12 protein-coding genes are annotated in these 13,986 nt (G+C 49.6%); 1 reads left to right on the forward strand and 11 read right to left on the reverse strand.

Features of this window, described 5'->3' with window-relative positions; all coding sequences use genetic code 11:
* Positions 1 to 109: 109 nt before the first annotated feature.
* The 3 genes from ACYVI1_RS30835 to ACYVI1_RS30845 form a co-directional block, all read right to left on the reverse strand.
* Positions 110 to 1,207, reverse strand: a complete 1,098-nt coding sequence (locus ACYVI1_RS30835) for a T9SS type A sorting domain-containing protein (RefSeq protein WP_460915453.1) — start codon at positions 1,205 to 1,207, stop codon at positions 110 to 112.
* A gap of 71 nt (positions 1,208 to 1,278) precedes the next feature.
* The gene (locus ACYVI1_RS30840) at positions 1,279 to 2,448 is read right to left on the reverse strand and encodes an AIR synthase related protein (RefSeq protein ID WP_460915455.1); all 1,170 of its coding nucleotides are present in this window, start codon (positions 2,446 to 2,448) and stop codon (positions 1,279 to 1,281) included.
* 79 nt (positions 2,449 to 2,527) lie between these two features.
* Positions 2,528 to 3,496, reverse strand: coding sequence for a Gfo/Idh/MocA family protein (locus ACYVI1_RS30845; RefSeq protein WP_460915456.1), 969 nt, complete (start codon positions 3,494 to 3,496; stop codon positions 2,528 to 2,530).
* Between the two features lie 104 nt (positions 3,497 to 3,600).
* Here ACYVI1_RS30845 and ACYVI1_RS30850 point away from each other — a divergent pair, with 104 nt between their 5' ends.
* Positions 3,601 to 4,452 carry a DUF481 domain-containing protein gene (locus ACYVI1_RS30850; RefSeq protein WP_460915457.1) on the forward strand — a complete coding sequence of 284 codons (852 nt, stop codon included), beginning with the start codon at positions 3,601 to 3,603 and terminating at the stop codon, positions 4,450 to 4,452.
* 95 nt (positions 4,453 to 4,547) lie between these two features.
* Here the strand turns inward: ACYVI1_RS30850 and ACYVI1_RS30855 are convergent, their stop codons facing one another.
* From ACYVI1_RS30855 to ACYVI1_RS30890, 8 genes are all read right to left on the reverse strand, one after another.
* Positions 4,548 to 5,348, reverse strand: coding sequence for a LysM peptidoglycan-binding domain-containing protein (locus ACYVI1_RS30855; protein ID WP_460915459.1), 801 nt, complete (start codon positions 5,346 to 5,348; stop codon positions 4,548 to 4,550).
* Between the two features lie 101 nt (positions 5,349 to 5,449).
* Positions 5,450 to 5,935, reverse strand: a complete 486-nt coding sequence (purE, locus tag ACYVI1_RS30860) for a 5-(carboxyamino)imidazole ribonucleotide mutase (RefSeq protein ID WP_460915460.1) — start codon at positions 5,933 to 5,935, stop codon at positions 5,450 to 5,452.
* A 176-nt stretch (positions 5,936 to 6,111) separates the two neighbouring features.
* Positions 6,112 to 7,353 carry a DUF1501 domain-containing protein gene (locus tag ACYVI1_RS30865; RefSeq protein WP_460915461.1) on the reverse strand — a complete coding sequence of 414 codons (1,242 nt, stop codon included), beginning with the start codon at positions 7,351 to 7,353 and terminating at the stop codon, positions 6,112 to 6,114.
* A 69-nt stretch (positions 7,354 to 7,422) separates the two neighbouring features.
* The gene (locus ACYVI1_RS30870; RefSeq protein ID WP_460915462.1) at positions 7,423 to 8,871 is read right to left on the reverse strand and encodes a DUF1800 domain-containing protein; all 1,449 of its coding nucleotides are present in this window, start codon (positions 8,869 to 8,871) and stop codon (positions 7,423 to 7,425) included.
* 197 nt (positions 8,872 to 9,068) lie between these two features.
* Positions 9,069 to 9,668, reverse strand: coding sequence for a hypothetical protein (locus tag ACYVI1_RS30875; RefSeq protein WP_460915464.1), 600 nt, complete (start codon positions 9,666 to 9,668; stop codon positions 9,069 to 9,071).
* Between the two features lie 3 nt (positions 9,669 to 9,671).
* Positions 9,672 to 10,499, reverse strand: a complete 828-nt coding sequence (locus tag ACYVI1_RS30880; RefSeq protein ID WP_460915466.1) for a DUF6973 domain-containing protein — start codon at positions 10,497 to 10,499, stop codon at positions 9,672 to 9,674.
* Positions 10,500 to 10,573: 74 nt separating this feature from the next.
* Positions 10,574 to 11,110, reverse strand: a complete 537-nt coding sequence (locus tag ACYVI1_RS30885; protein WP_460915467.1) for a hypothetical protein — start codon at positions 11,108 to 11,110, stop codon at positions 10,574 to 10,576.
* Between the two features lie 7 nt (positions 11,111 to 11,117).
* Positions 11,118 to 13,799: a hypothetical protein gene (locus tag ACYVI1_RS30890; protein ID WP_460915469.1), complete on the reverse strand. Its 2,682-nt coding sequence runs from the start codon at positions 13,797 to 13,799 to the stop codon at positions 11,118 to 11,120.
* Between the last annotated feature and the right edge of the window lie 187 nt (positions 13,800 to 13,986).

Raw genomic sequence — 13,986 nt, forward strand, 5'->3', positions numbered from 1 at the left:
AACTAATCGCGTCATTTATAAGTAACCAATTGATTAGTATGTACTTAGTGAAAAACTACTAAAAAACGACTGAAGGGTCAGTTTTCGCCATGATACCCATAAAGAGGTCTTATCGAATTAGTAGGCTTATAACTCGCTTTTTCCCGTTGATTTGTACAGCCAGCCAGTATAGTCCCGCTGGCAACGGGTGCTCAATCAGTAAGTCAGCTTGGCCCGGCTGGCGTTCTACCTGACAGTTTATCGGTTGGCCGGTTATGGTGAGCAAACGCACGGTTGCGTCGTCCGCATTCCACAGCCGCAGATGAATCCGGTCGGGGCTGGCCGGATTCGGGTATACTGCCACAATCGGTTCCTGAGCCTGGATTATGACCGACACGGGTTTAAATTCGTGAGTGGCACCGGCAAAATCAATCTGTTTCAACCGGTAATAGTTGATGCCGGGTTCGGGGTTCAGATCAGTCAGACCGTAGTATTGTCGCTCGTTCGTTGTGCCGTTGGCGGCTACTTCACCCACGGTTACGTACTCGCCCAAATCGCGGCTTCGCTCCACAACAAAGCGGTGGGCGTCGCGCTCGGTCGACGTTGCCCAGGCCAGTAGAACGCGGTCGCCTTCGGGTTTGGCCGTAAACGAAAGCAAGGTAACGGGGAGCGCGATTGCATTAATCTGAATCTCATCCAATTTGAGCGTTCCCCCGCTGGCCATTGGGTTGCAGGCATAAATACGAAAGGTGATCGACCCCGACTGGTTAATAAATCCCGGATTGCTTAATGAAATGGTGGCTGTCTGGTAATTTGCGGCAACGCCCGACGAGTAGATGTCACTACCGAACCCATCGACACTCGACCAAACACTGATTTGTTGCGGCCCCTGTGTCGAATTAGCAAAGGCAAATGACAACGTTGTTAAGGTGATCGTTGCCGAACCAGCGGGTTGTACGGAAAACTGCACATATTCGGTCTGATTGCAAAGCGAGGTAGACCAGTTCTGCACATTAGCACCCAAACCTGCAAAGCCCGTTGTGTACTGATTAACAGCCAGCAAATTCACCCCCGTATAGGTGGCTGGCGAAGCATTCACTAATCCACTCGATGAGTTTCCGTTGGAATTTCCTTCAAAATTCCACGTAGCGGTAAACGGCGTCTGGGCCAGAACCAGATTCGTAAACAGTAGCCATACGCTAAACGACAGCAGGTAATTTTTGAGCATACGCAAGCCAGATGGTTACTTACCGCCATCAGCCTGCAAGGTATCAATTTCTGGATTTATAGCGACAAAGATCAGTACACAAATTCACCTGCCTCACTTTGTATAGTCACCCGTTTGCCTGCATAGGCTTCTACGCGCCCAATGACGCGAGCCTCAATACCGAACGATTGGGCGATCTCAATAACTCGCTGGGCGTTGGCTTCAGACAGGTAAATCTCCAGCCGATGACCCATGTTGAAAACCTTATACATTTCCTGCCAACTCGTGCTGCTCTCAGCCTGAATGAGCCGAAACAGGGGGAGAATCGGAAATAGATTATCCTTGATGATATGCAGATTCTCCACAAAATGCAGCACTTTCGTTTGCGCCCCACCCGAACAGTGAACCATACCGTGAATTTGGGGTCGGAGTTCATTGAGCAATACGCTGGCAACGGGTGCATAGGTTCGCGTGGGCGACAGAATCAGTTGACCAACGTTCACTACCTGGCCATTTACCACTTCTACATCATCCGTCAATCGTTTTGAACCACTGTAAATCAAACTCTTCTCAATGGCTGGATCGAAACTTTCGGGGTATCGGCCGGCGAGGTAATGGGCCAGCACATCGTGGCGGGCCGAAGTCAGGCCATTGCTGCCCATACCGCCATTGTAGGCCGTTTCGTAGGTTGCCTGCCCAGAGGAAGCCAGCCCAATAATCACATCGCCCGGCTGAATGCGGTCGTTACTGATGACCTGATCGCGACGCATCCGGGCAATCACAGTGCTGTCGACAATCACCGTCCGAACCAGATCGCCCACGTCGGCAGTTTCGCCCCCGGTGCTGTAAATCTCGATGCCATGCTCGCGCAGCATTTGCAAAACTTCCTCCGTGCCGTTAATAATTTCGGCAATAACCTCGCCCGGAATCAGGTTTTTATTACGCCCGATGGTCGATGACAGCAGCATGGGGCCCGTTGCGCCAACGCAAATCAGGTCGTCGGTATTCATCACGACGGCGTCCTGAGCAATGCCGCGCCAGACGCTTAAATCGCCGGTTTCGCGCCAGTAGAGATAGGCCAGCGCCGATTTCGTGCCGGCGCCGTCGGCGTGCATGATGGTACAGAAATCGGGGTCGCCCGCCAGCGTATCGGGCACAATTTTGCAGAATGCGTTGGGAAACAGACCTTTGTCGAGTTGGGCAATGGCGTTGTGAACGTCTTCTTTACTGGCGGAAACCCCGCGCTGAGCGTAGCGGTCCATTTAAGAAAGAACAATGTAAAATGAATAACGAGCAAAGGTAAGTACGTTCAACCAGCCATTATACATTATTCATTGTTCATTATTCATACACAATGCTGGCTTCGGCCCGAACCGCATCTAAGAGGGTCATCAAATTCAGGCTGTCGTCGAGCGACCAGAGCGGGCTTTCAGTGCGGCCTTCGGCCAGGCAGTGCATCACATGCTGGGCTTCATAATCGTAGCCATGTGTACTGCGTTCGAACACGAATGGGGTTGCCATGTGTTCATCGCGTTTGAGGGTTACCCCTTTCGTTTCGTGAAAGCGGGTGTGAATGCGAATTTGCCCGGTCTCGCCCTGAATCAGCCCCACGCAATCCGTTGACGCCAGTAAGGTACTGTCCAACAGGGCGAGTTGACCACCGGGGTAGGTCAGCACGATGCCACACTGCTCATCGACACCGGTTTTCCCGAACGTTGCCGATGCTTTGATGGTAGCTGGTTTTCCAAGAATCAGATAGGATAAAAACAGCGGGTAAATGCCAATGTCGAGCAATGACCCACCGCCTAATTCTTTGTTAAACAGTCGTTTTTCAGGCAGAAACGGCGCTTTGAAGCCAAAATCTGCCTTCACCGAAAGGACTTTGCCAATGGCGCCTGATTTGAGTAAATCCAGGGCAAACTCAATCCCCGGCATAAACCGGCTCCACAGGGCCTCCATCAGAAACACGCCTTTGGCCCGCGCAGTCCCGACCATTTCGTCAACCTGCCGGCCGTTCATGGCAAAGGGTTTTTCACCTAAAACAGAGATTCCTCCATTGAGCAACATCATGACGTGTTCGTAATGTTTGACGTGGGGCGTAGCTACATAGACCACGTCTAAATCGGGCAGGGTAAGCAGCTCCTCATACGACCCGAAGGCGTGGGGAATGGTATACGTTTCAGCAAATTCATCGGCTCGTTGCTGATTGGACGAAGCTACGGCATACAGTTGTGCATTGGGCAGCGTCAGCAGGTCCTGCGCGAATTTATGGGCAATGCGGCCCGGCCCTAAAATTCCCCAGCGAGTCATAAACAGAGACTTAATTGACGTAGCTATTCGATAAATTGACCAGCGGGTCAGCCCCCAAATGTATCTTTTTTTTCTAAGTTGCGCCCTCACTACTTCGGCATTCCGTGAAAAATAGGCGGTTATTTCTTCTTCTGCTCGGTTCCCTTCTCTTTCATTACAGCTCAAGCGCTCAGATTGTTGAGCAGCCCGACCCGCTGCGGCCATCCCGCCCCTCGCCCGATAGTACGCTGGCCAATGCACCAATCGACTCCGGCAGTGTGGATACAGACGATTTAGGCCACGATGAACCTGATTCCACCGTTGCCCTGTATCGGTATAAGGTTACGGCGGATGGAACGATAACGGAAGGCAATGTAAGCCGTGTCCTGCTGCAACTTGCAGGCGCGGTCGATTACACGCTAAGCCACTCGTTCAAGTTATCGAGTAACCCGTCGTTTGTGTATGGCAAACAAAGTGGTTTTCTGGCTGAACGCGAGTGGTTTGGTGATTTACGAACGACGTTTCGGCACGAAAAACGGCTGTATTATTTAGCCTTCGGCTCCTATGAACGAAGCAACCTGCGCCAGATCAATCACCGCTGGACGGCAGCCGCCGGGCTGGGCTACAAGTTATTGAATCGAACCGGGACGTATATCTCCGTTACCAATGTGATTTTGCACGAAAGCACGGATTTTATTGAACGCAGCGACATTCTTATTTTTCGCAATTCAGTACGTCTGTTTGGCGAATATGCGTTCGGTAACAACCGATGGACCCTAACGCACACGGCCTATTATCAGCCCGCACTGGGTCAGTATAACGTCCGCTGGAATGCCAGTTTGAGTCTTCAGCTAAAACTGACCGAAGTCATTAGCCTTCGCTCGACCGTTGCCAATGCCTATGAAAGTCTGGTTGGACCGGGGCGGCAAAACAACGACTTCCGGTTTACGGTGGGGCTGGCCTATGAGAGAAAGTAATCTGGAGTGTGAAGCGCGTCGGCATCAACTTTGACAAAGTTTAGAACTTTGTCAAAGTTGATGCCGACGCGCTTCACACTCCAGATTACAAAAAATCACTGTTTCTCCGGGAAGGGGATAATCAGTTTTTCGCCCCGCGTAGCGATGTCTTTATCTTTTCTATTGGCCCGCATGATGGCTTCTTTGCTTACACCGTATTTCTGAGCCACTACCCGCAGCACATCGCCCGGCCCGACGGTGTGGACGGCCATCGCCTTCACATTCAGTTTCGTAATGCCTGCTTTAACTTCGCTCTCCGACACGCCGGGATTAAGCGCTTTCAGGGTAGCCAGTTTCATGTTGTAGCGAGTAGCCACGCCATAGAACGTTTCGCCCGCTCCAACCGTGTGCGAACTCGAAACACCCCCCGGCTTAATTTTCGGTTTTTCAACGGTTACCTCAGCTTTTGGTTTTTCGGCAGGCTTCTCCACTTTCGGCTTTTCAACCTTCGGTTTCTCGGCCTTTGGTTTCTCAACAACGGGCTTTTCGTCAGGCTCCTCTTTATCATCGGTGGTTTCCCGATTGTCTTCGGCTACTTCTTCCGCTTTGGCGTTGGCTTCGGGCGCATCGGCAGGCGGAGTTGCCTGCGAGAGATCGACCGGGGCTGGCTGCGACGACGTATCGGCCTCCTCGGGCGCCATCAGCATTTCGGGGTCATTCTGTGCCAGCGGCTGCTGGGAGGCCGTGTCGAGTGCCACGTTGGTCAATTCATCGGAGCCGTTTGTATCGTCGGTCACGTAGCCATACCCCACATAAAGCAGGGCGGCTATCAGGCCAACCAGCACAACGAGCGTAATGGCAGGCAGACTGGAATTTCGGGCCGGACGGGGGTTGGAGGCTTGATTTTCGGTATTCATGGGTTAACGAATAGAATGACTAATGGATAATGAACAATGGATAATGAATAGCGAGCCCGGAAGGGTAGCTTACCGACCAAGCGGCCCCAATTAATTGTACATTATACATTATCCATTAACTGACGGCTCATATCGGCCACTTTTTCTTTTAAATTTTCTTTGAACTGGATAAGCTTACGGGCTACGGCCTCATCGAAGGTGCCAATAATCTGCGCGGCCAGAATACCCGCATTCCGCGAACCGTCGAGTGCCATTGTGGCTACCGGAACACCGGCAGGCATTTGCAGAATCGACAATACCGAATCCCAGCCATCTATCGAATTGCTTGATTTAACCGGTACACCAATAACGGGAAGCGTTGTGAGCGATGCAACCATGCCGGGCAGGTGAGCGGCTCCGCCTGCCCCGGCGATAATAACCCGCAGCCCCCGGTCGTGGGCTGTTTTGGCATAGTCGACCATTTTTTCGGGCGTTCGGTGAGCCGACACGATATCCATTTCCCACGGTATGCCAAACTCGGTCAGCACGTCGGCGGCCTCCTGCATGACCTTCCGGTCGGAAAGGCTACCCATAATAATACCTACCATTCAGAGGAAACCAGTTGACTTTCTGCGAAATAACGCAGATTAAGGGAGATTTTGAGCGTATGACGCCGATTTTTTTTAGTCTCAGTCACCAGTAGTTAGCCGTTCGTGGCTGACGCGAGTCTGTAGCTTTTGCGTCAGCCACGAACGACTAACTACTGGTGATTGAGACTAATGACTTACGCCAGTTTCAGGGCATCGAATTTCCGGCCCAGAATCGCCACGTCATCGGCACCGAGGTAATCGTGCAGGAGCGTTGCGTAAATCTGCCGGAAATCAACCGAATAGGTCAGGTCGCCGTCGGTGAGGTTGGTTAGGTTTGGGGCTTCGTTCAGCACGCGCCGTGAGGGCAGGCCACCGCCAATCAGAAACACGTTATTGGCCGTTCCATGATCAGTACCGTTGCTGGCATTCTGTTTCACCCGCCTACCAAACTCCGAAAACGTCATCAGCAGCACATCGTTCTGCCGCCCGGCGGCTTTCAAATCGTCCATGAAGGTGCCAACGGCGCTGGCATATTGCCCCAGCAATCGTTCCTGTTGACCCGGCTGATTGGTGTGCGTGTCGAACCCGCTGATGGACACGTAATACACGCTCGTACCCACACCCGACTGGATCAGTTGCGAGACTGTTTTTAATCGCTGACCGAGTTCATGATTTGGATAGGTGGTCGATGTAGCATGAACGGGACCGCCACTCTGGTTCGCCTTGTCGTAGACATACTCTGCCGAGGAGACCGTTTCGGCCAGCGTTTTGTAGAGATATGCCACTGATTCGGGTTCGTTGCTGTGCTGCGAATCTGTACTGACTTTATGCCCGTTACTCAGTCCCTTCACAAGTCCAGAGCGAGTTTGGTTATACAGTTTTTTGGGGTCCAACACGGCCAGTCCATTCAGCGTATTGCCTTTGAGAGCCAGACTCAGCGTGTCGTCCACTTCGATGGTACGGAAAGGTTGCTGTGCCTTACCCGAACAGGCCGCATCCAGATACCGCCCAACCCAACCCGTGGGGAGATATTGATCCGAATCGCTGCCGGTTTGCCAGATGTCCATCGAGCGGAAGTGCGAGCGGTCAGGATTCGGGTAGCCAACGTTGTTGATGACCGTTACCAAACCCTCGTCATACAGGGCCTTGAGGGGCGTCATGGCCGGGTGAAGGCCAATTTCGTCGGTCAGCGTCAATACTTTTTCGGGGCGGATGGCAATCGTTGGCCGTTCGCGGTAGTAGATGTCGTTTCGGTAGGGGACAACAGTATTCAGACCGTCGTTACCGCCCGATAGCTGCACAACGACTAAGATTTTACCGTTCGTACCGGACACCTGACCCAGCGTTTGGGTTTCGTAGGCTTTCAGAAAGTGCGGAATCAGCATGGTTCCCGCCGTTGTGAAAGCCGATTGTTTGAGGAAGTTTCTGCGATTCATGGTTAAAGAGCGAAAGAGCGAAAGAGTGAAGCCATCCGGCAGATTTTTCACTCTTTCACTCTTTCTCCATTAAGTGAGTTGATACTCCGGCAGGCTCATGAGGGCCGCCGTTACGGCTTGAATTCGTTCGGTGCGGGTTGGCGCGGATTTGAGTTGCGTGTCGATCAACGCACGTTGCTCAGGCCGGAGCGGAAACGGCAACAGCGTGAGCGCGATGGTATTAATCAAATCAGCATCGGTCGTTTTGGCAAAGGCTGCTTCAAACTCGGCCCAGTTGACCGTCGTCTGGAACTTTGCCCCTCCCTTTCGGGCTAATGGCTCCGTGTTGACATCGCCATCCTCTTTTGGGCGCACGGCGATATCGTTGGCTTTCAAAATATAGCCCGGCAGTTGCATCCGAAACAACAGACTCGACGAATCTATCCAGCTTTTGCCGCCCGGCCAGCCCGCTACATTTGGTGGATAAAACAGCAGTTGGCCCAGCGTGCGCTGCACAAAAATCTGTGCCTGCGGCTGCTGAAACTGAACGTTGAGCGTGTGACGCAAACCGGCCAGCAACTCCACCGGCGACTTAATGTGCGCCCCCTGATTTTTGGCATCGTAGAACCAGTCGGCGGAGAAAATCGTCTCCATCAGATTTGCGATGTCGTAGCCGCTTTTATAGAATTGGTCGGCCAGTTCATCGACCCGTTTTTTGTCTTCGTTTTCATTGACGAAGAATCGGTAAATTTTGGTTGTTACGAACCGGGCCGTCTGCTTATTTTCGAGCAGCATAGCTATCACGTCCTCGCCTTTGAACGCGCCCGTTTTTCCGAAAATTGTTTTCTCGTCTTCATCGTGAACCCGCTCCCGAAAAACAAACTGACCGTCGAGTGTGTATTGCCAGCCCGTGAAGGCGCGGGCGGCATCCTTAATGTCGCGTTCGGTATAGTTGCCGCGCCCAACCGTGAACAACTCCATCACCTCGCGGGCAAAGTTTTCATTGGGTGCATTTTTTCGGTTTTGCTGATTATTCAGAAATTGCAGCATGGCCGGTTCTTTCGACACCGCCATCAGCAAATCGCTGAAGCGGCCCAGGGCGTGTTGCCGAAGGGTGTTGGCGTATTGCTGCATAAAGAGCGGATTGCGCCCCTGCGTCCGGCAGGCAAAGTGCCCATGCCAGAAAAGCGCCATTTTTTCGCGGAGGGCCGAGGTGCCGGTAGCCATTCGGTCGAGCCATTGCAGATTGAGGTCACGCACTTTCTCCACATTGAGCCGAATGCGCTCTTTGAGCATGTCTTTGTCGAGTTGCCCATTCTGAAACATGCCTTTCAACTGCTTCTTCGACTCGTTTTGGTCGGGTTCTACCACCTTAAGCGGCTCGACCGACTGGCTGTGGTTGAAAAGCTGGCGAACATTTTTCCGCAGCGATTGTCGGGAGGCCTCATCTAATTCGGTGGGGGTAGCCCCAAAACCGGCCCGGCTGAACAGGTAGCGCAGTCGGGCAATATCCTGAGCGTTTTTGGCAAACGTATCCATACCAAAGAGGAATCATTGAGCTAATATGATTCGTTGAGCGCCAGAAGGTTTAGCGAGAGATGGGTAAAAATTTTGTTAGTGAGTAAGATCACAAAAAAGCGTCCAACCTGTGCGCTGATAATTTAGTCAAACACAGGCTGAACGCTTTATAAATATGTCTCGTGGGTGGAGAGGATTTATAGAATTACTTACCTTTTCTAGAAGCTAATCATCCTCTTCTCTATTTGTTCTTCCGACCGATTGTAGAGAAACAGGACTTCTATAAACTGTGGGCTACTTTTTGAAAAAGTTGGCGGCTTACGAAGCCCCACCTTCAACGACGAATCGGCACGAATGAGTCCATACGTAACTGACCCTCCATCAGGCAGCATGTTTTGTAAATTAGCTGGTAGTTTAGTAAGGCCAAATCGTTGTGTGTCACTATCCATAACCATTTTCTGCTTAAACTGAGCCTCCAGAACATGACGGAGTGAATCCATAAGCCCCGGACGGAATGGAAATGAATGAATGTAAGAATGGACTTGTCTATCATAGAGAACTTCCTTAGGCTGATGTTCATTATCAAAATCACCCGCCTGAAACAGATATTCCAGGGTAACAACGCTGCCGGTTTGGCTTTCGGTATAATAATGGCCAGGTGGTTTGTAGGACAAATTATATTGTTTTACAGCCTCACCTACGGAGAGTGGAAACTGCCATTTATTTCCATTAAAACTGACCGTTATGGGTTTAGGGGGCGCAGATTTACAGGTTAGGACCACTAAACAGGCGCAAAAAAAAATTCTTAGCATGATCATAAATTAAGGGGTTCGGGTGCCATCAATCTTTCTTAAATCTCCTTTTTGAAATGCCTCTAAAACAAGTCCTACCAAGTTAGCTGGGTTACAACCATGTACTTCCCACTTCTTCCCTATATCTATACCAACATTATTATTATGAGTATCCATCCTGAACGAAGCATCACTACCAGCCCTCTCTCCATCGCACTCCTCATGTCGTTCAGCCATCTCACGCGTGTGGGTAGCTCCAAACGAGCATGTATTTAATGCTTGATAAAGTGCATGCTTTATAGCATTCTCTGGAGCATCCCCATTATCAATTTGTTTCGGAAAGGTATCATTCATAAATTTATCGACAGCACCTCGATTCACTGATATTGGAACTGCAATTAAAGGATTAGAGGTTACATAGTCTCGCTCACAAGAATTTGTACCGAATGGGTCTTCCTTTACGCTGTTAGCTACTCCCCCCTGATTATTATTTCCATCACTATAAGCCGGAGCACTTGGATTGCCTGGCTCCTGGGTAGTCCCGTCATTTCCAATAATGATGATCCCAATATTAGTGTACCCATAGTTGGGAGCCTGGGCCGTCACATTAATATAAACAGGTAAATAACCTCCGGTTTCAAGAATAGTACCCAGGTCCGGGTTCTGCTCGTCGCAGTCATCGCCACTGCTTCGGTAGATGCTTGTCTCATTAACAGAGGTTTGAGGAGTGAAGCCGTTGGCCGAAGTAAGGATTTGAGAATGAGCTACTGGTGCATCATCAGTGGCTGATTTTGCGCCGGGTAGTAACAATAATCTAGTAAAGTGACAAAAAAGCGTCCAACCTGTGCGCTGATACATCAGTTAAACACAGGCTGAACGCTTTTATGAATATGTCTCAGTTCGACATTAACGAGCGAGACTGAGCCAGTCACTTACTTCAAATAGTAAGGAACGCTACCTGCCAATTTACGTTTAAATAATCGTGCCCCCACGAACGTTAATTTTTCGATAGGCGCATCATAAATGAATCCACAAGGCACTCGTAGTTCCTTTGGGCCGGGCTGTTTCAATAGTTCTCTATACTCAAGATCATCACAAAGTTGCTTTCCTATAAAACTCCTTACTCTTTCAAACCACTTTTGTTTATCCTCAATGAGTAATTCCGAGCCATCATAAATCAGAAATGGGTGATTTTCAATAGTCATGAAACTGGCAGGCAAATGCTCCTTTGCTTCAATTAAGTATCCATACGAAGTTAGATAAATCGTTAAAGTGTCGGCGTTGGGTTTAAATAGCAATACTGAAACAATAGGAAACCCGCCTTTACGCCCCTCATCAATTTCTTTTAGGTGATTGACCAAGATTGGCTTAAACTCTGACTGCTTCAATAGCCAGTCCAGTTGGCTTTGAGCTTTAAGGGGTGTCTGGCTAAACCAGAAGCACAAGAAGTAGAATAGTAATCTTACCATAATTGTGTCATTTACAAGGGTCAGTGGGGTACATAGTCGAGATTGGATTACCATTGGCATCGTAGTGAAGCAAAACGTTTTTTTGCGTTAAGTCATCTTTACCAAAAATATAACAGTCTACGCCCGGATGGCTTGCTGCCCAATTTTTATCAGCAGGACTCGGCAAGAAGGGATTTCCAATAGCGGTGCTTGGATGCGTATGAATAGCACTATATACCATTATTCTTGTTCCGTCACATAAATCAAGAACTGTGCTCTTAACCCCATGTTCATCTGTAACTGTTACAAACGTCCCCAAATAGTCAGTATAACTTCCACTGACGTTATTGTTATGATATGTTCCTGAACAGTCGTTACCTGAAGTTGGCATTATTAAGGTTCCCATATTGGTTATAAGAACCATGTTTTCCACCGATGGATCTCCATTGGCGTCAAAACTCTGTTGCCATAGTCTATTTAAGGTACGACATAGCGGTTCGTTTGTATAGGTAGGTTTGGGTTTAGAAGGTGAGGTTTCCTGCCCCTGATTATTATTCCCATCGCCATAAGCTGGCGCGTTTGGATTGCCTGGCTCCTGGGTAGCCCCGTCATTTCCAATAATGATGATCCCAATGTTAGTATACCCATAGTTGGGAGCCTGGGCCGTCACATTAATATAAACAGGCAAATAACCTCCGGTTTCAAGAATAGTACCCAGATCGGGGTTCTGCTCGTCGCAGTCATCACCCGTGCTTCGGTAGATGCTTGCTTCATTAACAGGGCTTTGAGGAGCAAAACCGTTGGGCGAAGCAGTGGTTTGAGAATAGGCCTTTGTGGCATTATCGGTAGCTGATTGCTGGTTCGGTATGGCTTCAATTGAGAGGTCATCAAACAAAACCGGAATTTTGCTCTTGTTCTGTAAGCGAACGGCGATATACCCATCCTGACGGACACGCCCGTCAATAGATAATGGCTGCCATGCTCCACGAACCGTTTTGTCAAGGTGTACCTGCTGCCGATAGACAAACTTACCCTGTTTGTTGTAGAAGGCCAACTCAGCAGTGGCTTTAGGCAACCTCTTCACTAAGAGAGATTTAACCAATGGTAGCATCAGTGCAGTGCTCAAACCAACAGCGGGTGCAGTCTGGAAAGTACCGCGCAGGTCGGTCAGGGCGGCCTGTTTGTGCGTCATGGTCAGGCCCGCCACAACGCCCCCCACAAGAGCCGAGGTTATCTGAGGGGTAAGGTTACGTTTTGATAACGAAGGAGCAAACGCATACACATTCAGCGAGAGATCATCACCTTGCTTAACCGAAATTAACCTACTCGTTAACGACGATATACTGCCAGAGCCTCTGGTACTAAGTTGCAGAGATGATCGGCCTGTGCGGGCATTAGCTGCTGAGAGCGACTCCTCACCGCCCGGGAAGAATCTGGCTACCTGCTCATCACAATCACCACCTACACTGTGTAATACCGTTCTTTCGCAACTCCCTGTTGTTCTGGGGCTACCCATCAGGTTAGTGCTGGTGCCTGCATATTTGACTGAAATTGTCACAGGCGACCCAACTTTGTAGTTATTGGGCAGAGGCACATCAAATCCGAAGGCATTATACCCCGACACACCAACTGCATTGGCCACATCCTGACGACTCTTATTGGCGGTTACGTTCATGGCCACTAACCAGCCATTTATGTAGATATCACACTTTGCAGATTGATGAGGAGTACTTGAGTTGAAAACCCAGCCTCTTATGCCATTGCAATCGGCTCCATCGAGATACCCAACCCAGTTACTTCCCGCCGATGGAATTGGGCTAACATTAGGTGTTGTGGGCGTGCTGGGTGTTGTGGGGGTAGAGGTCGACGTGCGCGGATCATTCTGAGCAAAGCAACTTAGTTTATTCATGTCGAAGCCTGTTCCACCAGCCGCCTGCTGCATCCAGCTTTGGGGCTTAAAGCCTTGCGAAGCGTTCTGATAGCTGGCAAAGAGCACGCCATTATGGTAGTGGGCATAGATTTGTTCGCCGTTGAAATTAAACAGAAACTGCCCTTCCGAGAAAACACAATTGCCCGAGGATGGATTAGTCGGCGTGGTGGGGTTTGTGGGAGTAGATGGCGTTGTGGGCGTTGAGGAATTGCGCGGATCGTTCTGTGCAAAGCAACCTACTTTGCTCTGGTCAAAGCCCACGGCCCCACCTGCCTGCTGCACCCAGCTTTGGGGCTTGAAGCCCGATGAAGGGCTCTGATAAGCGGCAAACAGAACGCCATTATGGTAGTGGGCATAAATCTGTTCCCCATGAAAATTAAACAGAAATTGTCCTTCTGAAAAAGAACAATTACCTGACGACGGATTAGCTGGCGTTGTAGGCGTGGATGTTGACGTGCGCGGGTCATTTTGAGCAAAGCAACCTACTTTATTCTGGTCGAATCCTACGGCCCCGCCCGCCTGCTGCACCCAACTCTGGGGCTTAAAACCCGAACCATCCTGATAAGCCGCAAACAAGCTTCCATTGTGATAGTGGGCATAGATCTGCTCTCCATGAAAATTAAACAGAAACTGTCCTTCTGAGAAAGAGCAATTATCTGCCGATGGCGTTGGCAAATTGGCCCAGTGAGAGCCGGTTCCGCTGTAAGTCGCTATCACCGAAGCAACTGTAAAAAAAGCAGTTAGCAAGAACGTCCAACCGCATACGTAGTGTTTTTTCATAAAATTTCGCTTTAAAAATTGAATCGCTAAATAAGCAAATAACTTTATTTATATATAAATAGGTATACAAATATTCTTTTATAAGAATACTTGTAGCAGGCTTTTCGATTATTTATATCTATTAAATTTATTAACATATACTATCAAATAGGCAATCATATATATACTATATCTCTTGTGAATTAAC

Source organism: Spirosoma areae (assembly GCF_054781775.1).

What these genes read in the sequence shown, in the direction of transcription:
- ACYVI1_RS30880 (WP_460915466.1), bottom strand. Translation starts at nt 10,499, where the DNA reads ATGTATCAGCGCACAGGTTGGACGCTTTTTTGTCACTTTACTAGATTA.
- ACYVI1_RS30840 (WP_460915455.1), bottom strand. Translation starts at nt 2,448, where the DNA reads ATGGACCGCTACGCTCAGCGCGGGGTTTCCGCCAGTAAAGAAGACGTT.
- purE (WP_460915460.1), bottom strand. Translation starts at nt 5,935, where the DNA reads ATGGTAGGTATTATTATGGGTAGCCTTTCCGACCGGAAGGTCATGCAG.
- ACYVI1_RS30890 (WP_460915469.1), bottom strand. Translation starts at nt 13,799, where the DNA reads ATGAAAAAACACTACGTATGCGGTTGGACGTTCTTGCTAACTGCTTTT.
- ACYVI1_RS30835 (WP_460915453.1), bottom strand. Translation starts at nt 1,207, where the DNA reads ATGCTCAAAAATTACCTGCTGTCGTTTAGCGTATGGCTACTGTTTACG.
- ACYVI1_RS30875 (WP_460915464.1), bottom strand. Translation starts at nt 9,668, where the DNA reads ATGATCATGCTAAGAATTTTTTTTTGCGCCTGTTTAGTGGTCCTAACC.
- ACYVI1_RS30855 (WP_460915459.1), bottom strand. Translation starts at nt 5,348, where the DNA reads ATGAATACCGAAAATCAAGCCTCCAACCCCCGTCCGGCCCGAAATTCC.
- ACYVI1_RS30870 (WP_460915462.1), bottom strand. Translation starts at nt 8,871, where the DNA reads ATGGATACGTTTGCCAAAAACGCTCAGGATATTGCCCGACTGCGCTAC.
- ACYVI1_RS30865 (WP_460915461.1), bottom strand. Translation starts at nt 7,353, where the DNA reads ATGAATCGCAGAAACTTCCTCAAACAATCGGCTTTCACAACGGCGGGA.
- ACYVI1_RS30885 (WP_460915467.1), bottom strand. Translation starts at nt 11,110, where the DNA reads ATGGTAAGATTACTATTCTACTTCTTGTGCTTCTGGTTTAGCCAGACA.
- ACYVI1_RS30845 (WP_460915456.1), bottom strand. Translation starts at nt 3,496, where the DNA reads ATGACTCGCTGGGGAATTTTAGGGCCGGGCCGCATTGCCCATAAATTC.